Source organism: Peribacillus sp. NPDC076916 (genome assembly GCF_050269675.1).
Lineage (GTDB): Bacteria > Bacillota > Bacilli > Bacillales > DSM-1321 > Peribacillus > Peribacillus aracenensis.
In genome coordinates this window covers 1-20316 of record NZ_JBNNIU010000005.1, presented here as the reverse complement: position 1 = coordinate 20316, position 20316 = coordinate 1, and the positions used below count along the sequence as shown (strand labels likewise).

The 20316-nt window shown below is 42.9% G+C and carries 17 protein-coding genes, 1 rRNA gene and 1 riboswitch; of the genes, 11 read left to right on the top strand and 7 right to left on the bottom strand.

Annotated features, from left to right (window positions below; translation table 11 throughout):
• The first annotated feature begins 8 nt into the window (after positions 1-8).
• Positions 9-467 carry a MarR family winged helix-turn-helix transcriptional regulator gene (locus ACQKFG_RS16855; RefSeq protein WP_260287935.1) on the top strand — a complete coding sequence of 153 codons (459 nt, stop codon included), beginning with the start codon at positions 9-11 and terminating at the stop codon, positions 465-467.
• 58 nt (positions 468-525) lie between these two features.
• Here the strand turns inward: ACQKFG_RS16855 and ACQKFG_RS16850 are convergent, their stop codons facing one another.
• The 4 genes from ACQKFG_RS16850 to ACQKFG_RS16835 all read right to left on the bottom strand — a co-directional run bounded on the left by ACQKFG_RS16850 (position 526) and on the right by ACQKFG_RS16835 (position 8501).
• Positions 526-1617, bottom strand: a complete 1092-nt coding sequence (locus ACQKFG_RS16850) for an FUSC family protein (protein WP_192207886.1) — start codon at positions 1615-1617, stop codon at positions 526-528.
• A gap of 328 nt (positions 1618-1945) precedes the next feature.
• Positions 1946-6418: a glutamate synthase-related protein gene (locus ACQKFG_RS16845; protein ID WP_427560848.1), complete on the bottom strand. Its 4473-nt coding sequence runs from the start codon at positions 6416-6418 to the stop codon at positions 1946-1948.
• A 329-nt stretch (positions 6419-6747) separates the two neighbouring features.
• Entirely contained in the window at positions 6748-8037 is a 1290-nt protein-coding gene (locus ACQKFG_RS16840) for a glutamate-1-semialdehyde 2,1-aminomutase (protein WP_427560845.1), read from the bottom strand.
• A gap of 143 nt (positions 8038-8180) precedes the next feature.
• Positions 8181-8501, bottom strand: a complete 321-nt coding sequence (locus ACQKFG_RS16835) for a hypothetical protein (protein ID WP_192207889.1) — start codon at positions 8499-8501, stop codon at positions 8181-8183.
• Positions 8502-8651: 150 nt separating this feature from the next.
• Here ACQKFG_RS16835 and ACQKFG_RS16830 point away from each other — a divergent pair, with 150 nt between their 5' ends.
• From ACQKFG_RS16830 to ACQKFG_RS16820, 3 genes are read left to right on the top strand one after another with little or no spacing between them, the layout of a single operon-like run.
• Positions 8652-9659 (top strand): ABC transporter ATP-binding protein, encoded by a 1008-nt coding sequence (locus ACQKFG_RS16830; RefSeq protein WP_427560841.1) that lies wholly within the window; start codon positions 8652-8654, stop codon positions 9657-9659.
• A 48-nt stretch (positions 9660-9707) separates the two neighbouring features.
• A complete protein-coding gene (locus ACQKFG_RS16825; RefSeq protein ID WP_427560838.1) occupies positions 9708-10499 on the top strand; it encodes an ABC transporter permease in 792 nt (263 codons plus the stop codon).
• Positions 10500-10503: 4 nt separating this feature from the next.
• Positions 10504-11289, top strand: coding sequence for an ABC transporter permease (locus tag ACQKFG_RS16820; protein WP_048678294.1), 786 nt, complete (start codon positions 10504-10506; stop codon positions 11287-11289).
• A gap of 41 nt (positions 11290-11330) precedes the next feature.
• Here the strand turns inward: ACQKFG_RS16820 and ACQKFG_RS16815 are convergent, their stop codons facing one another.
• Together ACQKFG_RS16815 and metE are read right to left on the bottom strand one after the other, a co-directional pair.
• Positions 11331-11804 carry an acyl-CoA thioesterase gene (locus tag ACQKFG_RS16815; protein ID WP_370662512.1) on the bottom strand — a complete coding sequence of 158 codons (474 nt, stop codon included), beginning with the start codon at positions 11802-11804 and terminating at the stop codon, positions 11331-11333.
• The gene (gene metE / locus ACQKFG_RS16810) at positions 11804-14110 is read right to left on the bottom strand and encodes a 5-methyltetrahydropteroyltriglutamate--homocysteine S-methyltransferase (protein WP_427560834.1); all 2307 of its coding nucleotides are present in this window, start codon (positions 14108-14110) and stop codon (positions 11804-11806) included. Before metE ends, ACQKFG_RS16815 begins: the two co-directional genes overlap by 1 nt.
• 144 nt (positions 14111-14254) lie before the next feature.
• Positions 14255-14447, bottom strand: a riboswitch (cobalamin riboswitch).
• A 239-nt stretch (positions 14448-14686) separates the two neighbouring features.
• On the opposite strand from metE, the gene ACQKFG_RS16805 reads away from it, so the two are divergent.
• From ACQKFG_RS16805 to perR, 5 genes are all read left to right on the top strand, one after another.
• Positions 14687-15106 (top strand): potassium channel family protein, encoded by a 420-nt coding sequence (locus tag ACQKFG_RS16805; RefSeq protein ID WP_034305333.1) that lies wholly within the window; start codon positions 14687-14689, stop codon positions 15104-15106.
• A 62-nt stretch (positions 15107-15168) separates the two neighbouring features.
• On the top strand, positions 15169-15639 hold the full coding sequence (bcp, locus tag ACQKFG_RS16800; protein WP_192207895.1) for a thioredoxin-dependent thiol peroxidase: 471 nt from the start codon (positions 15169-15171) through the stop codon (positions 15637-15639).
• A gap of 11 nt (positions 15640-15650) precedes the next feature.
• The gene (locus ACQKFG_RS16795; RefSeq protein WP_427560831.1) at positions 15651-16760 is read left to right on the top strand and encodes an aminopeptidase; all 1110 of its coding nucleotides are present in this window, start codon (positions 15651-15653) and stop codon (positions 16758-16760) included.
• Between the two features lie 149 nt (positions 16761-16909).
• Complete coding sequence (locus tag ACQKFG_RS16790; protein WP_427560828.1) at positions 16910-17854, top strand: D-2-hydroxyacid dehydrogenase; 945 nt, start codon at positions 16910-16912, stop codon at positions 17852-17854.
• 162 nt (positions 17855-18016) lie between these two features.
• Positions 18017-18454: a peroxide-responsive transcriptional repressor PerR gene (gene perR, locus ACQKFG_RS16785; protein ID WP_192207898.1), complete on the top strand. Its 438-nt coding sequence runs from the start codon at positions 18017-18019 to the stop codon at positions 18452-18454.
• Between the two features lie 100 nt (positions 18455-18554).
• Here the strand turns inward: perR and ACQKFG_RS16780 are convergent, their stop codons facing one another.
• On the bottom strand, positions 18555-18908 hold the full coding sequence (locus ACQKFG_RS16780; protein ID WP_076371179.1) for a YgzB family protein: 354 nt from the start codon (positions 18906-18908) through the stop codon (positions 18555-18557).
• Between the two features lie 173 nt (positions 18909-19081).
• Between ACQKFG_RS16780 and ACQKFG_RS16775 the strand changes: the two genes are divergently transcribed.
• Positions 19082-19957, top strand: coding sequence for a nucleotidyltransferase-like protein (locus ACQKFG_RS16775; RefSeq protein ID WP_394572804.1), 876 nt, complete (start codon positions 19082-19084; stop codon positions 19955-19957).
• A 281-nt stretch (positions 19958-20238) separates the two neighbouring features.
• Positions 20239-20316, top strand: a 16S ribosomal RNA gene (locus ACQKFG_RS16770); the annotation flags it as partial.

Genomic DNA, 20316 nt, shown 5'->3' with positions numbered 1-20316 from the left:
TATAAGGAGTGAGAAGGCTGGAATTCAAATGGGAAGTAACTAATAGTATAGAAATGCAGATTTTTCGGATTAGGAAGAAGCTTAGGGCCATCGTAGCAAAAAATCTTCAGCCTTATGGATTAACGTCGCCTCAGTTTTTCATATTATTGATTTTGAAAAAAGAGGGGTCGATCAAATCGACCAAGCTGGCTGACTTCTTAACAGTAAAGCCAAGTGCGATTACCGTATTTGTAGATAAGCTGGTCGAAATGGATTATGTGAAACGGCAGCCCTCTGAAAAGGATCGCAGGGTCATCAATCTTGAATTGAAAGAGGCAGGGGAAGCTATTTTGGGGAGAGTCCTTGCGGATCATAACCAATTGATGGGCAAGAACTTCAACTCATTCTCAGAAGATGAGCTGCAGGATCTTTTGCATAAATTGGATACGATTGAAAAGGCTGCTGATAAGAACCTTTTGGATAATTGAATGAGGGGCCTGCTCGAAATAGAGACGAAAAAAGACGGTTCCCGGGAACCGTCTTTTTTTAATCTTCTACATACTGGACAGATAATTCGTTATCTTCCTTATGGAAGGACTGGAAGCTGACGATCAGCTTTTCAAGATGTTCCAATTGTTCGTCATATTCTATGACTGCAGAAATCAATGGTACAAGGCGGGCAGAGAGATGGCCCAGATTATCATGCATTTCGTCCACTTGATTTTGCTGTTCGAAAAAGTGGGCGAGCAGCTCTTTACGACTTAGGCAATCCTGGTCCCAATCTTCAATTTCGTCGATGGACTTGATTTTTTCGATATGCAGTAATATCAACTGTTCATGCTTGCGGATCAAGGAATCAAGCTGCTGTAAGATGCTCCGTTGGAAATCTTCAGGCATTTGATATACTTCATTCTCGAATTTATGGACTCTCTTCAAGGTTTCAAACGCTTTTTTTGTCGTTATGATCATCTGCCGATAAACGACAAGCTTTCTTGCTTTAGCTACACTGTTCTTCTTGAAATATTCCCGTTCCTCTTTGTACATGGAATAGATATGTTCCAGATCGAGTAACTCCGCCTTCAATCGGCTGATGTCTTTTTTCAATAAAGTGTGTTCTGTAGCATGCCTTGTGCTGATTCTGATCCATTTCAAGATGTCTTCCGTTACATCCGTGATGCGTGCATAAAGCTTTGCTTCGTACTTTGGAGGAATGAAAACCAGATTCACGATGAACGAAGAAATGATACCAAGCAAAACGGATGAGAGACGAATAAAGGCAAAATTCAGGAATTCCCCGTCCTGGCTTTCCATGATGGCAATGACCGTCACGATGGAAAGGACGATCGTTTTATCCATTTTCAGTTTTAAATTGATGGTTATGACAACCATTACGGCAAGACCGATTATAAAAATATCATTTCCGAACAACAAAACGAAGGAGACAGAAACCAATGCTCCGATGATATTTCCTTGAATTTGCTCCAACACCGTTTGATATGAACGGTAAATGGTCGGCTGTATTGCAAAAATTGCAGCAATCCCAGAAAGGACAGGAGCAGGAAGATTAAGCAGTTCCGATAGATAAAGCGCTAAAACAATTGCTATTCCTGTTTTGAGAATGCGGGCACCAAACTTCATATATGGGTTAATCCTTTCTTTGTGTTGTAATGGAACGTGGTATGAATAGACTCTATTTATATATAGGCTTTTGCCTAAAGTTGTATTCTAACTTATTTGTTAGTACTTTACACTAAAATAAGAAGATGTAAACAAAAAGTAATATACAGGATTTTCCTAAGGGTTACAATAGCTAAAATCAAGTTTAATATATAAAGAAACGATAGGCAATTTCTTGAGCCTTTCAACTGTGTTTTCCATCGATTAAAGACTATCCCAGAGGTATATGACTGGAAAAGGCTGATGCTCGAATTGAAGAGCACCAGCCTTTTTTTATATACTTTTGGCATCACTCCGTGGATACGGCAGGATCCGCCTGTTCTTTAACTGGAACGACCTGAAGGAAGTGCTCCCCAGGATTTTGAAGCAGTGTCTCTAAAGAGGCCGCTTCTTCGGGTTGACCATGATCCTTCAAGAGGGCCGTGTATTTGCCCAGGAGTTCGGCCACATCCTGCAGGCCTTTTTCGGAAAGGGGCTCAATGGAAATCTTTGCCCCTTTCGCAACCCGTTTCTTAATGACCTCTTTGGTTAATCCGGATTCGGGCTGTTGCCGTAAATAAACGACACCGCCTGTCATCCCTGCGCAAATCCATGGACCGGGATCACCCAGAACTAAACCTCTTCCATTTGTCATGTATTCAAAAGCGAATCCCTTAATATTGGAAGTTACCGCAATATTACCGTTTTCCTTTTCAGGAAGCGGTTGTTTTAATAATCCCCCAATGATCATATCCGCTCCGGAAAGCCGGATTCCCGCCCTGGCATCGGCATCGCCTTGGGCAATGAGGAGACCATGCTGTGCACCGTAACCAAAGCCCTTACCGACGGAGCCATTGTAGAACTTCCCATCTTTTCCTGGAGATTTAAAGATGGCAATATTCCCGCCAATCGATGTTTTGCCAATGCCATCCTGGGCACCGCCATTCACGCTGATTGAAATTCCCTCCGTATTGTATGCCCCAAGTCCGTTGCCCGGGATGGAACCATCCTGGTAGGATAGGTGAACGGGAGGAAGTTTTTTGTATGATCCATCCAATCTGCCCCTAACGCGGTGACAGGACACCCTGCTGCCGAGTACACGCTGCTCGGAAGTGATCGAGTTATAGCTACGGGATTGCTGCAGATCATCTACATGCGAATCAAGATATTCAGCGCCAACGGCTACCTGCATGGAGCCTTCATTCAAATATGCCGCCGTTTCTTTATGGGAGAACGGTGTAATATCCAGGTTTTTTAATAAATAGGTTAAATCCAATGATTGTTGACCTTTAACTTGCTGGAGCAAATCGGAACGTCCGACGATTTCCTGAAGATTCTTCACCCCAAGTGATCCGGTCAAAGATTTGAGTTCTTTTGCAAATGCACTGAACATATTCGTTAATCCTTGAACGGCTAAATCGAATTTTCGTGGAACAAAACGGCGCAGCCCATGTTCTTTCGCCTGCGCTTCCGATTCAATTTGGGTGGCAATTCCCACATGGCAAGTATCAAGGTGACATCCGCGGCACGTTGTACAGCCGACGGCAATCATCGAAAGGGTCCCAAAACCTACACGGTTTGCACCAAGCAGCATTACCTTTAATACATCCATCGAGCTTTTTAACCCACCGTCAGCCCAAATTTCAACATTCTGTCGGATACCTGACTCAAGCAGCGCATTATGGGCCGCTTTCACACCAATTTCAACTGGTAGACCGACATGTGCGAGTGCATGGATCCTGGCAGCACCCGTTCCGCCATCAAAACCGGACAGCGTTATGATATCTGCCCCCGCTTTTGCGACGCCGACAGCAATCGTACCGATGTTTGGAACGACTGGTACTTTGACAGCAACTTTCGCTTTGTCATTTGCCGTTTTTAGCTCATGGATCATTTGGGCCAAATCTTCAATTGAGTATATATCATGGTTATTGGAAGGGGAGATCAAATCGGAACCGATTGTTGCATTTCGGGCTTCTGCGATTTTCGCTGTGACCTTGGAACCGGGAAGGTGACCGCCTTCACCAGGTTTTGCCCCTTGCCCAATTTTAATTTCCAATAGATTTGAAGAGTTCAAGAGTTCTGCATTGACACCGAAACGGCCGGAAGCGATTTGCTGGCCGCGGGATTTCGGGTACTTGCCAAGCATATCCTTTATTTCCCCGCCTTCACCATTCATGCTGATCATGCCTAACCTCTCGGCAGCTTCCGCATAGGCACGGAAGGCAATCTCATTTTGTGATCCAAAGGACATGGATGCTATGACGAACGGCAATTCCTGTTCGCCGACCGAAAGACTGACTTCTTCAGAAGGGATGGAAGCATCTGAGGTTTTTAATGATGTCAAGTGGCGGATCGTCGTAGGATTGGATTCTTCCTGTTCGGTGATCTTCTCGCGATAAGCATCATAGTCCCCGGTTGAAGCAACCTCCCCGATAGACTTCCAAATCCTAGGGAACAGATGGAAGGTCTTGCCCATCCGTTCTTTTTCATTGCCGTAATCTTCCGCCCGCTGAATGGCATCTGCCTTGATTTTATCAAAATTATAGTCCAGATCATTCGATCCGAAGAAGTTAGCCACATTTAAATATTTCGCGATTTCCTCATGTAAACCGATGCTTGAGAAAAGTCTTCCATAGCCGCGCAGCTCATGAATGCCAATGGTGGAGATGACTTTCTCAAGCCCTTTCGTCAAGGAGTTATATAGATTGGTAACCCCCTTGATGTCATCTGAAGATAAGGAAAGGAACATATAATAGGGGCTGATTAAGTTGGCCCCTAGACCATAAGAAACGATGATATCATGCAGTGACCTTAGCGATGCTGAACGTAAAAGGATGGAACAATCACGGCGCTTGCCTGTGCGGACCAATGCTTGGTCGACGGCTGAAGTGACAAGGTGGGGATCAAGCCAAAGGTTGCCGTTTTGATGGGCAAGGGCATCATCCAGAACAAGCAGCGTTTTTCCTTCATCCACTGCATTGACACTTTCATCCGTTATCCTGGTCAAGGCATCTTTGATGTTTTCATCCTCTTTGAACGTGCTTGAAATGAAGTGCACGAGTTTTTGATCTTGGTTATATTTAATGAACTGATCATAGCTTGGCTGCGATAAGATTGACGAGCACTCATAACCCGTTGACCCTTCAATCAATAAGGGAGTCAGCAGCTCAGTGACATTTCCTGCCTTATTCGCTTCGAATAGGGCAGGACGTTTTCCGATGATGGTTCTTGTTGAGAAGTGCTCGGTTTCCCGGTCACGGTCGATCGCTGGGTTAGTTACAACGGCCACACTTTCCTTGATGAAATCAGCAATGTTGGTCCTTTGGGGATTAAGTGCTGCCAGTGGCGCATCGTGACCAAGTGAACGAATGGGCTCAGCGCCTTTTTCGGCCATCTGTTCCACTAATTGTACATGCTCCCTTTCCCACCCAAAGGCTTTATATTGACCATTATGAATGGCTTGCGTGTTTGTCATGGAGGTAACCTTTTCAAAAACTTGGGACTGTAAGCGGACTCGGTCATTTGAAAGGACGAAACGATCATTGAAGAGTTCAAATACTTTATCCTGGTAATCCTTGTATGTGTACAATTCAATACGGTCGCCGTTCCATTTCAAACCGATTTTTTCCCCAGGACCCATCGGTTTCGGATCTCCGGCATATTCACTGGAAGGGATGATTCCCGGTTCGGAAGTGAACATATAGGATGATTCCGTTTCAATATTCCATAGTGGGCGCAAGCCTAAAGAGTCGACAGAGAACACGGCTTCATCGCCGAAACGGGAGATGATGCCTGCCGGACCTTGTGCAAAATGACCCCATGCTTCCCTTAAATACGTATATAAGTCTTGTAAATGCTCTGGATACTCCTTGATTTCGTTGATGATTGGCGGGAACATAAGATCGACGGCTTCAAATAAAGAGTAGCCATGACGGCAGATGAAAGTCTCGATCGTCTTGTTTAAATCCTGTGAGTCGCTTCCATCTTTAGCGATGGGAACTCCGATCATTTTCGCTTCATCACGCAGCTTGGCGATGGTATTGATTTCGCCATTATGACCAAGTACACTGAAAGGCTGGACCCGGAAGAAGCTTGAGAGGGTATTAGTTGAAAAACGATTGTGTCCCAGTGTCATGGTGGAGGCAGCCAAAGGGTCAGCAAGATCAAGATAATAGGCAGGGAGCGTATCCCCTGCACCCATCACTTTGTATACTGCATGATGCTGGCTTAAAGATGCAACATGGATGAAATCACTTTTTTCGATGTCGGAAGTCAGCTCAAAAAGAACATTTGAAAGCTCCTGGTCATTATTGATGGTGGAGGTACAGGCAAATTGCCAGAACACTGGGTCTTCTTGAATGGCAATCGGTCCCAATGCCTCGGAACGGTAGGCTTTATCCGTTTCGAATATCAATGAGAGACCATGCTGGAGCAGTTTCTCCTTGACTTCGATTTTTAAGTCGTTAGCTTCTGTTTTTTTGCTTAAAAATAAGTGGGCGACTATGAAGGAATCTTGATCGACGATGCTTGAATCGACATTTACCGCTTCAAGCTTCTTTTTCCAAAGAGCCCGGGGAATATCGATATGGATGCCGGCGCCATCGCCCTCACCATTGATGAAACCGCAGCGATGATTCATTTTAACCAAGGCGTCGATACAGGCAAAGATGTTTTCGTTTGTAGGGATTTTCTTTTTTTCGATGCAGGAAACGATACCGCAGGCATCATGTTCTTCTTTGTGAAATTCCTTGAATGTAGCAGGTGTCCATTGTTGGGCCATAAATGTGGCATGAATAAGGTTACCCTTATTCTCTGCCTTTCACCTCCTGTAGCATGTGTTTAGTGGGGGAAATATTAGTAAACCCGAACAATAGTCCAAGTTTTGATAGATTGAAAGAAAGTGTATAAATGTATACATATCATATCATTTAAATATTCAGAAATCAATTTTTTATACAGTGGGATGGATGCTGTGATTGGTGGGATTTATGTGGAAAGTGGCGTGGAATGCCAATATTAAAGATTTATTACAGGGGAATAAGAAACCCCCAAGATTGATGTACAACCTGGGGGTGTATAAAAAATGAATAATTACGCTGATTCGATTTATTATATTAGGTTTTTGAATGCATGTTCAACCGCTTTTAGAGTATAAGCGATATCGTCATCCGTGTGAGCAATTGTCAAGAACCAGGCTTCGTATTTTGACGGTGCCAAATTGATTCCCTGGTTGAGCATGAGTTTGAAGAACTTAGCGAACATTTCGCCATCCGTATTTTCCGCCTGCTCATAGTTTTCAATTTTTTCTGTCGTGAAATAGATCGTCAGCGCTCCTTTAAGGCGGTTGATGGTGATCGGTACATTATATTGGCGAGCCGCTTTCAGGATGCCTTCTTCAAGGGTTTTCCCCAGCCGGTCAAGCTCGTCGTACAGCCCGTCTTCTTTAAGTACTTCTAAGCAAGCGATCCCGGAAAGCATGGAAGCTGGATTTCCTGCCATTGTACCCGCTTGATAGGCTGGTCCCAGCGGGGCGACAGAATCCATGATCTCTTTTTTACCGCCATAGGCTCCAATAGGAAGCCCGCCCCCGATGATTTTTCCGAGCGCGGTCAAATCGGGTTGAATTCCCAAGTAGTCCTGTGCCCCTCCATACATGAAGCGGAATGCTGTGATGACCTCGTCGAAAATGACGAGTGATCCGGCTTCGTGAGATAATGAAATGACTTCTTCCAAGAAGCCTGGGCTTGGTTCCACGATCCCGAAGTTGCCGACGATCGGTTCAACCAGAACGCCAGCAATTTCATTGCCCCATTTATCCAGTGCTTCTTTAAATGACTTGATATCATTGAAAGGTACCGTGATGACTTCTTGTGCGATGCTTTTCGGAACGCCGGCAGAGTCCGGTGTACCTAAAGTGGACGGGCCGGAACCTGCAGCGACGAGAACAAGGTCGGAGTGTCCGTGGTAACAGCCTGCAAACTTGATGATCTTATCCCGTCCTGTGTAAGCGCGGGCAACGCGGATGGTGGACATGACGGACTCGGTTCCTGAATTGGTGAAGCGGACTTTATCCATGGATGGTATGGCTTCTTTCAACATTTTGGCAAATTTGACTTCATGTTTTGTCGGTGTGCCGTATAAAACGCCCGTTTCCGCAGCTTTAACGATAGCCTCCGTAATATGTGGATGCGCATGACCTGTGATGATCGGGCCATATGCAGCTAAATAATCGATATATTTATTGCCGTCAACATCCCAGAAATAAGCACCCTTGGCATGATCCATCGCAACCGGTGAACCGCCTCCTACAGCTTTGTAAGAACGGGATGGGCTGTTAACCCCGCCAACGATATGTTCCAATGCCTCTTTATGTAAAAGCTCCGAATTACTAAAATCCAATCTTAAAACCTCCTAAGAATATAAACATATTTCCTCTTAATCATAGCACTTTTCCGTCCGTAAATCTGGGGTCGAAGGCTAGGAAATGTGATGCGCTCCCTCATGGAAGCGCTGCAACCCTAGAACATCAGGATTCAGGGCCTTCATTTTGTTTGCGAAAGGGGGTTGGATCCCAGAACCCCGGTTATGAAAGTAAGAATGGCCAAGATGGTGTCAGGGTTTTCGATGTCGAATGATTGGCGGTTCATTTCGCCCTGGGCTTGGTAATAGATTAGTTGGCCGGTCCCTTTCTCTTCATTAATGCAAAGATGGAAGCTGATGGGGGTGCTTTCAATCGACCCGCTGGAATCCCTTTGGATGACCTGGCATAATAATTCCCCATACTCATCTTCATAAAGGAAGTCATATCGAAGGTCGAAAACGACCTTTTCAATTTGTGATAGTAATAATTTTTTGATATTCATAGCATACTCGTCTCCTTTATATATGTGTCTGATACAACGATCATTTTGTCCTGAAAATGGCATTTGGCATCCAAGCATTTTTATTGTCTAAAAAGGGTAGATTGGATAAACTAATTCATTAGGACAAGAGATTACGGAGGATGTAACAGGATGAGTGATGCAATTCAAGTGAAACAGCTTCGGAAGGAATTTAAGTCGGCATCAAGCCGTTCAGGGCTAAAGGGTGCCTTCCGGGATTTACTTACCAGAAATTATAAAATCGTCCCTGCCGTCAATGATATCAATTTTACTGTAAAAAAGGGTGAGATGGTAGCGTATATCGGGGAAAATGGTGCAGGGAAATCGACCACGATCAAAATGCTGACAGGTATTTTGGAACCGACAGCAGGTGAAATCACGGTCAATGGCATGAACCCACATAAAGAAAGGGAAAAGTTCACTCAGACAATCGGAGTCGTATTCGGTCAGCGCTCACAGCTTTGGTGGGATATTGCGGTTCAAGAGTCGTTTAGGCTGCTAAAAAAGGTCTATAAGGTAACGGATGAACAATATAACGATCATATGGAACATGTTATCAAGACGCTCGATATCGGACCTTTGCTGGACAAGCCAGTGCGTAAACTCTCACTTGGTCAGCGAATGCGCTGCGAGCTTGCGGCAGCATTGATCCACAATCCGCCTTTGCTGTTCTTGGATGAGCCGACGATTGGACTTGATGTACTCGTGAAAATGAAGATTCGTGAGTTCCTGAAAGAAATAAATGAGAAATATAATACGACGATCCTTTTGACTACCCATGATTTAGGTGACATTGAAGCATTATGTGAGCGCGTAATCATGCTTGATGAAGGACAGATCATTTATGATGGGGAATTACAGAGTTTGAAAGATAACTGGGCTGAGGAAAAACAGATCCATTTTCAATTCATCGAGCCGATCGCATTAAAGGAATTGCAATCATTGGCGCTCCCATTTACTGCAAACTGGGTTTATGATGAGAAAGATCAAACATACATTGCCTTGTTGAAAGAAGAAAATGATCACATTTCACAGCTTGTTTCGGCTGTTGTATCTCATTTTAAAATAAAGGACATCAAAATCCATGAAACGTCCATTGAAGAGATTGTTCGCAACATTTACGAAGAAGGCACTGTCTGACTCTCTTATCATTAAGAAACAACGTGTCTATCAAGAAGGGGGAGGGCCATGGGAAAGTATCTTGCAATGATCCGCATGCGTTTTTTGATGATGCTTGCGTATCGAACGGATTATTATACCGGCATTTTAATTTATAGCATCAATATCGGTGCCTATTATTTCTTATGGAATGCGATATATGGAGAAAAAAGCTCCATCGAAGGACTATCAAGTATGCAGATGACAACCTATGTCGCAGTTGCATGGATGGCGCGCGCTTTTTATTTCAATAATATTGACCGCGAAATTGCCACTGAAATTAAAGACGGCAAGGTCGCCATTGAAATGATCCGGCCGTATAACTATTTAGGCATGAAAACGATGCAAGGACTTGGGGAAGGGGTATTCCGTTTCTTCTTCTTCTCGATTCCGGGGATGCTTCTGGTAGCATTCATTTTTCCTATCGAATTGCCGCACGAGCCGGCTACGTGGGGGATGTTCGGCATTTCCTTGCTGTTCAGCTTCATCATCAATACACAAATTAACTTATTGACGGGAATCACTACCTTTTTCTTATATAATAATGCCGGATTAATCCGCGCTAAAAGGGTTATCATTGATTTATTTTCCGGTCTGCTGCTGCCCATCAGTTTCTATCCTATATGGGCGCAGGAAGTGATGAAATATTTACCCTTTCAAGGGATCAGCTATGTACCAAGCATGATTTTTACGAACGGGTACAGTTCAGGCGAAATTGGCATGGCACTTTTACAGCAGTTAATTTGGTGCATCATTCTCATAATACCGATTCAGCTTTTATGGATAGTCGCAAAAAAACAGCTGATTATTCAAGGAGGTTGACAGGATGTTTTATGTATCGATGTTTTTTCAATATGTAAGTCAATATATGAAAACAAGACTGCAATATCGAGCCGATTTCTTCATGGAAATCCTATCTGACCTGCTGAATCAGGTCGTGAATCTGGTATTTATCTTAGTCGTTTTTGGACATACACAATTTTTAAGCGGCTGGAGCCGAGAAGAAATCATATTCATTTATGGATTTTTCCTTATCCCATTCGCCCTTTTTTCAGCCTTTTTCAACATCTGGGATTTTAATGACCGCTATATCGTCAAAGGTGAAATGGACCGGATATTAACAAGGCCGATACATAGCCTATTTCAAGTCATTTTAGAAAGAATCGAGCTTGAAGCGTTATTTGGTGTTGTGACGGGTTTGATCATTATATTCTATTCTGGGATTTCATTGGACCTTCAGCTTGCGTGGTATGATCCGATTCTTTTCATCATTTTTGCAATAGGAGGGGCCCTTGCTTATGCAGCCATATTCGTTGCGATAGCTAGTATCGGGTTCTGGTCGGATGCGAAAACCTCCATCATGCCAATGATGTACAATATCGGGAACTACGGGCGCTATCCAGTTGATATTTATAATAAGGTCATCCGTTTTGTCCTTACGTGGGTGCTGCCATTCGCGTTTGTTGGTGTCTATCCGGCATCTTATTTCCTAAGAAAAGAAGAGTGGTATGCATATGCATTTGCCACACCTGTAATCGGGGTTGCCTTTTTCGTGATATCCGTTTTCATATGGAATCAAGGAGTGAAGAGGTACCGCGGGGCAGGGAACTAAAAAAACCCCTTCAACAGCATTCATGTTGAAGGGGTTTTTGTTTAGTTCCTTTTTTTCTTTCTTTCAATATATCTTGCTTGTGCTTCATCATATTGCTGCTTTTCCTCTTCCGTTTCCGGAATGACCTGAGGTACTTTTGTCGGCTTACCGTCTTCATCAATGGCCAGCATCGTTAAAAAGGCGCGTGCCGTAAGCTGTTTTTCACCTGTTAATAGGTTCTCACGCTCCACTTTCACGAATACCTCCATTGATGTGCGATGAGCACAGGTGACATAAGCTTCAAGATTGATCGCATCCCCTGTCTTGATGGGGGCCAAAAAATCAAAAGAGTCGCTTGAAGCAGTCACAACGGGTTTTCGACAATGGCGCATAGCTGAAATGCAGGCTATTTTATCAACATAGGCCATTACTTTTCCGCCAAAGATGGTATTGTGATGATTTGTATCCGGTGGAAAAACAAGGTCGGTTAAAAAAGTCCGTGACTGCTGTGTTGGATGGGCAACATTCTTTTCCATCATTGGCCTGTTGGTTTGGCCAAAAGGTTTTCACGAACGATTTTTGCTGCTTCGACCATGTTTTTCAGGGAAGCGACGGTTTCCGGGATACCCCTTGTTTTCAGGCCGCAGTCGGGATTGATCCAAAACTGGTCTTTATTCAATACCTTGATGCCCCGTTCAATCATATCGACCATTTCTTCCACTGCCGGCACACGCGGGCTGTGAATATCATACACACCCAGGCCAATGCCTTTTTCATATGTTTTTTCCTCGAATGCGGAAGCAAGCTCCCCATGACTGCGAGATGTTTCGATGGAAATTACATCGGCATCAAGGGAGGAGATGACATCCATGAAACTGTTGAAGTCGCAATAGCACATATGCGTATGAATTTGGGTTGTTTCCTCCACGCTTGATGTGGATATCAAGAATGAATTTACAGCCCAGTTCAAATACTCGTCGCGATCGCTTTTTTTCAATGGCAGACCTTCTCTAAGTGCAGGCTCATCAACCTGAATCATTTTAATTCCAGCAGATTCCAATGCAATGACTTCCTTTTCCAAAGCGAGCGCCAGCTGATAACAAACATTCTGCCTGGAAATATCATCACGGACAAATGACCAATTCAAAATCGTAACAGGACCTGTAAGCATTCCTTTTACCGCCTTCTTCGTCAGTGATTGTGCGTAAACACTTTCCCTGACTGTCATCGGTTCGATGAAATGGATGTCGCCATAGATGACTGGTGGTTTTACGCAGCGGGATCCATAGGATTGGACCCAACCCTTTTCCAGAAAGGCGAATCCGCCTAACTTATGGCCGAAGTATTCAACCATATCCGTCCGTTCGAATTCCCCGTGAACGAGAACATCCAAACCGATTTCTTCTTGGATTTCAATCCATTTGCCGATTTCTTCGTTAACGAATGTTTCATATTGCTGAGCGGTCCAATCTCCTTTTTTGAATTTCCCGCGTGCTTGTTTAACTTCAAGTGTCTGCGGAAAGCTACCGATCGTAGTCGAAGGAAGGAAAGGCAATTTGAAAAATTCCTGTTGTTTTTGGTAACGCTCTTTAAATGGAATTTGACGGCCGGCGGTCCTGGTTTTAACCTTTTCGACTTTCGATCGTACAGTCCCATGATTCCGTGCATTCGAACTTGCTAACGTTTGAACCGTAATTTTATTGGCATCGACTTTTTCGGCGATTGCTTCAAAGCCTTGATTATTCCCTTTGACCAAGAGTGTGATTTCCTCAAGTTTCTCGTCAGCGAAAGCGAGGGCCTGTTTCACTTCTTTTGAAAGGGAGGATTCATTACGAACGGTCACTGGGACATGAAGCAGGGAACAAGAGGGCTGAAGCCAGATTTGGTCTTCGGCTACCTTTTTCTTAAGAGTCTCGATCAATTGAATTTTTTTCGATAAATCAGATAGCCAAATGTTTTTTCCGTCAATCACACCTGCAGCAAGCACTTTGTCCTTCGGGAAGCCGAATGCTACAAGATTACTTAGATTCCTCCCTTTATCATGTACAAAATCAAGACCGATTCCTTGGACTTTTAATTCGATGACTTCTTGGTAGTGTTCCACGGCATCAAAGTATGTTTGTAGCATGATGTTCAGGTTTGGTGCTGCTTCATTCAGCTTTTCATAGAGGTAAGTAACAGTTTGCATATCATCCTTGGAAATGGATGAAACAAGAGTAGGTTCATCCATTTGTACCCACTTCACGCCTTCTTGCTCCAACTCCCGCAGGATTTGCGTGTATAGGGGAAGCAAGCTCAAGATGATGCCAGGGATCTCTTGTTTATTGAAGCCTTTGGAAAGGGAGATGAAGGTATAAGGTCCGATCAACACGGGCTTCGTTTCAATCCCTAGCTTTTCCTTGGCTTCCCGATATGCTGCAAGTGGTTTATTTTCTGTTAAAGTCAGCTGTGGCAGTTTTAATTCAGGGACAATATAGTGATAGTTCGTATTGAACCATTTCGTCATTTCGGAAGCGACTTCATCATTGTTTCCGCGAGCCATTGAATAATAGACGGAAAGGGGAACGCTACCGCCTTCATAGGCTGAATAACGTTCAGGAACAAGACCGAACATGACGGACATATCGAGCATTTGATCATAGAAAGTGAAGTCGTTGACAGGAATGATATCAATGCCCCGCCGCTTCTGTTTTTGTAAGTTGCCTAAACGGATTGCTTTTAGTTGTGCCGTAAATTCCGCTTCATCGATTTTACCTGACCAGTAAGCTTCCAATGTACGTTTCCATTCACGATCTTCCCCGATTCGAGGGTAACCCAAACTACTGCTTTTCAAAATTCCCATCCTCCCAATTCATATTATTGAACAATAAAAAAAGCATCCCTAACCGTCAAAAGAGAAAGTTAGAAATGCTTAAAATAAGAGGCACGCAGAATGCCACTTACAATTATAAGGTCCCTAACACCTCCCTATCTCCCGTAGGTTAAAACAGTGTTGTTGAAATAGGCAGGTCTCCTGACTTAGGGATTATCATTAGCGGCGGGCCTTCCCGATCCGTTGATCAGTGGCATATTGGATGGCGCTAACACTCCCATTACAGTGGCGGGACCGTGCCGGAATTACACCGGACTTCCCTTTTAATCCTAATTTATAATTAGGAACCTAATTCCACATATGAAATTTTACAAAACCTGCCTTTATAAACTGTTTGCAGGTTGAAGATTTTTAAAATAAAAACTATTTTAAAAATTTAGACAACCTTAACATATCCAACCAAAAGGGTCAACATGAGATTCGGGAAAAGAATCCGTTTTTTGAGTGTGTTGGTGATGAGGATAAGGTCTGTTCCTAAAAAAGAATATATTGTTTGGACAGGGAGTATGTATAGAGGGAGTGGCGTATTGAAATGGGGCGTTGGGGATGACTTTCTACATCTTGATTGCAGGAATCATTTTTTGCATGGTGATGAGCATTCGTACGTTATTTCTTGTTGAGTCGGGAGGAAAGAAGTTTTCTCTGGAGGATATGCTGTGGCTTGGCAATTTATATGCGACGATATTGGTTGGATTTGCACTGATTTATTTATTATACGAGCTTCAGAATCATTCGGTGATTCTTGATATGGGCAATCGGTTGGATGGCACTTTCTATGAACAGTTGAAGACTTCCTTTTACTTTAGTGCGATGACGATGTTTTCTGTAGGTTATGGAGATATAGCCCCGATTGGCATGGGAAGGATGATAGCTACCATTCAGGCTTTCATCGGGTATACACTGCCGGCAGCGTTCGTGATTCGGACAGTTATCGATTTGGAGCAGAAAGATAGGAAGGATAAATGAAAGTTGTGTTTCTTTCGATTATTGGGTACTCTTACCATAATGAAAGAAATGGAGGGTTCAATATGACTGTTAAAATTGGAGAAAAAGCACCTGATTTCAAACTCCCTGCAAACAATGGTGAAATGGTTTCCCTATCGGATTTTAAGGGGAAAAACATTGTTTTATATTTTTATCCAAAAGACATGACGCCAGGTTGCACGACGGAGGCCTGTGATTTCCGGGACCATAATGAGCAATTCGAGGAATTGGACGCGGTCATTATTGGTATCAGCCCAGATCCAGCGGCACGTCATGAAAAGTTCATCGAAAAGCATGGATTGCCTTTTCTGCTGCTTGCTGACGAAAATCATGAAGCGGCTGAATCATTTGATGTTTGGCAATTGAAAAAGAACTTTGGCAAGGAGTATATGGGCATTGAACGTTCAACTTTCCTGATAGATAAGGCTGGTAAGGTAGTCAAAGAATGGCGTAAAGTAAAAGTCAAAGGCCACGTCGAAGAAGCTCTTGAAACTCTTCGCGACCTCGAAAAATAAGGGACAGGCAGATGAAGGATGAGCGAATAACGAAGCTTGCAGCCAGGCTGATTCATCATTCGATACAAATACAGCCAAAAGAGAGAATCCTCATACGGGGGCATATCAACACGAAACCATTATTGAAAGAGCTGATTGATGAAATATACAGAGTGGGTGCTTATCCATATGTAGAACTCGAAGACGATGAGATAAGCCTCCACCTGTTACAAGGGAATGTGAAGGAACAACTTGACACATCTTCGCAATGGGCTCTGAAGAAATATACGGATATCGATGCAGTCATCATCATCACAGGGGAAGAAAACGAAGTGGAAATGACTGATGTTCCCATCGAGAGGCACCGTCTTCAGGGGGAGGCCATGAATTCCCCCACTCTTTTCTATGTAAACAACCGACGTTGGGTCTTACTTAATTATCCCACCAACGCATCAGCGCAAAAAGCCGGCATGCCCTTCAACACGTACCAAGACTTTCTGTTGAACGTTTGCACCATGGATTACGGGAAAATGGAGGCGGCCTTGAAACCGTTAAAACAATTGATGGAACGGACTGAAAAAGTCAGGATCGTTTCACCAGGGACAGATTTGACCTTTTCCATTAAAGGTATGCCGGCCATCATATGTGCCGGAAAAAAGAATTTACCGGATGGGGAAGTGTTTACGGCACCCATAAAAGATAGTCTCAATGGAAGGATATCCTTCAACACACCCACAACCTATGAAGGAATCACCTTTAGTGACATAGAATTAAACTTTGAAAAGGGAAAAATCATTAAAGCAACTTCCAATCGTGACTCAGAAATGAACCAAATTCTGAATATTGATGAAGGGTCCCGGTTTATAGGGGAGTTCGCAATTGGAATCAATCCATATATATTGGAACCTATGGACGATATATTGTTCGATGAGAAAATAAGCGGGAGTCTGCACTTGGCTATTGGACTCTCCTATGAAGAAGCGGATAATGGAAATCGTTCATCGATACATTGGGATATGGTCTTGATCCAGCGTCCGGAATATGGGGGCGGTGACATCTATTTTGACGACGTCCCGATCAGAAGGGATGGCGATTTCATTTTGCCTGATTTACATGCATTAAACCCAAATTGTTTAAAATAAAGCCTTTTTTAATAAGGGTAAGGCTTTTGTCCAACTCAAAAAGGGGACACCTGAATATGCTTTATTAAGGGAATACCTCCTCAGAGAAAGTTGCGCGGGACACATAGAGCCCGTGTTTTTTTTATGTTAATTAAAAGGGAGAGATAAACATGTTAATACTTTCGACTGTCATTCCGAATGAAGGCATCCAAACGAAGATGGTGGAAGCTTTTCCAGATTTGAACTTCATTTATCAAAAAGGATGGACGGATGGGCCGCTTCGTGAAGCGGAAATCCTAATTACATATGGTGAAGACTTAACTGAAGAAATCATTGGGAAAGCGGCGAACTTGAAATGGATCATGGTCATGAGTGCAGGGATGGAATTAATGCCATTTAAAGCCATTGAGGAACGTAGCATTCTGGTGACAAACGCAAGAGGCATTCATAAAATCCCGATGGCCGAGTATACGATAGGGATGCTTTTGCAATATGAAAAGAAATTGAAAATGCTTATCAAGAATGAAAAGGAAGAATTGTGGGATAGAAAGATTGAAGTAGGGGAATTGAATGGCAAGACTATGCTCGTTATTGGTGTCGGTGCAATTGGAGGGGAGGTGGCTCGTCTTGGGAAAGCCTTTGGGATGACGACGATGGGAGTGAACCGGAGCGGGAAGCCAGTGGAATCCATCGATCACCTTTATACTCTGGATAATTTATTGGAAGCCATACCGGGAGCTGATTATATCGTATCCGTCCTGCCAAGTACGGATGAAACGAAGGGCCTTCTGGAAAAAGAGCACTTTAAAGCAATGAAAGAATCTGCAGTTTTCGTGAATATTGGCCGCGGAGACCTGATTAACGATGAAGTGTTGATCGAAGCCCTGGATGCCGGGGAGTTGTCTCATGCCATCTTGGATGTATTTGACCCGGAGCCTTTGGGAAAAGGGCATCCGTTTTGGAGGATGGAGAATGTCACAGTCACACCGCATCTATCAAGTAAAAGCGGAGAATATCTACCAAGAACCTTTGCCATTTTCGAAAAAAACATGCGTGAATACCTGAAAACTGGAAATGACTTCACCAACGTAATCGACTTATCTAGGGGATATTGAACTCAAAGCAGAAATGGTATAGATTCATTGTGTTCATGAATAAACTAAAAAAGAATGGTTAAGCCATTGAATTATTGACAAATTCAACGCATAAAAGGTACACTATTTATAAATATTACAATTTAAGAATTCATACTTAATTAGAAAAAGAGGTGGACGACGGTGTCTGAAGTTCAGTTAAAAGAAGCGTTGGATTCCTTAAAAGATACCGGTGTAAGAATAACTCCTCAACGCCATGCGATACTTGAGTATTTGATAAACTCCATGTCCCACCCCACCGCTGATGATATATATAAAGCGCTGGAAGGCAAGTTTCCGAATATGAGCGTGGCAACGGTTTATAACAATCTGCGTGTGTTCCGTGAGGTAGGTTTGGTAAAAGAACTTACGTATGGTGATTCTTCAGCAAGGTTTGACTTTGTGACGACGAATCATTATCATGTAATTTGCCAAACTTGCGGGAAAATTGTGGATTTCGATTATCCTGCATTGGATGAAGTCGAGCATTTTGCTGCACAAGTCACAGGTTTCAATGTTAGTCACCATCGGATGGAAATCTACGGCGACTGTACGGATTGTGCGAAAAAAGAATCGCATTAAAAAAAGTTCCTCCACTTGGTTGGAACTTTTTTTCATGTTATCTAGAAATGATACAATTGTTAAAGACTTCTTGAAAGGGAATTCAGCTAGCGGAATTCCTCTAGTCATGCAGGCTTTTTCGGTTATATTTTTCGTTGAATTCTTCGCCTTCCAACTTTTTGTCAAGTGTCAATGGTTCTTCACAATGCATGCAAATATCTACACGCCCTAGTATTTTTGTGGGTTTGCTGCAATTAGGGCAGACAACCTGGATCGATTTTGTAGAAAGCATTCCAATCCAAAAATAAACACCTGTGCTTGCGATGATGAATAAAAGGCCCAGCCCCATGAAAATCGTCATGACAACAGGATTCGTTTTGAAGAAAAGTCCAAGGTACATTACGATGAAGCCTATGAAAATCAAACTCAAAGCAAAAGTACGTATTTTATTGATTTTGCTAGAATATTTAGCCATGGATTGTCCCTCCTAAAATATAACTTTAACTATAACATAAACAATGCATGGAACAAAAAAGAAATAAAGGATACATATTACTTTTGAATTCAATAGTTTGGGTAAGGGAAATAAGCAGGAATTTGAAGAGTTTTGTCGAAAATCTAAAAAAAAAGGTTTTGGAGGAATTTATGATGGAAGATATCCTTCGCCCGATTTATCAAGAGCGAGCAAGTTTAAAATCTACACTTGGAATCTTGTTAATAGAAAAAAGAGATGATAATAGCGCAATCACCGATACATTTGACTACATCCTTTTTGTAATTGCAGACGAAGCCGAAGAGGCCGTGTTTTTAAAGCATTACACTTATCAGGATAAAAAGGCAGCCTTGCATATCGTAAAGGAAGACCAGTTAAAAGAATGGCTTCTATTAGGCACGAACCGAAAAGTAATTGACTGGATATATAACGGGAAGGTCCTTTTTGACCGGAATGAATATTTGGACCGTTTGAAAACCGAAATCCGTGAGTTCCCCTTCTATGGAAGGAAGTTAAAGATGGGGATGGAATTTGCAAAGTTAATTCGCAGGTACATGGATGGGAAAAGCTTCTTTGAAAAAGGCCATCATCTTGAGGCATACAACCATATCGTTCATTCCCTGCATCACTTGGCCCGTTTGGAAATAATTGAACAAGGCTTTTATCCGGAGGTTACGGTCTGGAACCAAGTGAAGCATATGGAACCTGAAATCTTCAAGTTGTATAAAGAATTGATCAGCAGTGAGGAAACTCTCGAAAAAAGATTGGAGCTTCTATTCCTTGCGAGTGAGTTTCTTATTTATTCTCGGACGAATGCGGGTTCACAGCATTTGGTTGAAATAATGGGGACGAAAGAAGATCCGTGGACGATTGCGGAGCTAATGGAGCATCCGGAAGTGAAGTTTTATTCAGTGGACCTAGGTGTTTTATTGGAATATTTGATAGAGAAGAAGGTAATCGACGTCATCAAAGCGGAGACCAAAGGGCACGAGGTATATCATCGGTTTTATAGGGTTTCAAAAAACTTTTAAAAAAATGTAATTTTATTGTTGACCATTAATAATATAGGTGTTATATTAATACATGTCGCTGCGGGACATCAGCTTTCGCAGCTTCATCAAAACGAGAACAACTTAAAAAAAATGAAAAAAACATGTTGACAACGAAGTTGAAAACATGATAAGATGTAAAAGTCGCTTACGAGGTAAACGACAGCGAAATTGCTCTTTGAAAACTGAACAAAACAAAGCGCCAACGTTAAATTTTAAGTGAGCACACACTATTAAAAAAGCAAGTGAGCAAGTCAAACATTTCTTCGGAGAGTTTGATCCTGGCTCAGGACGAACGCTGGCGGCGTGCCTAATACATGCAAGTCGAGCGAATCGACGGG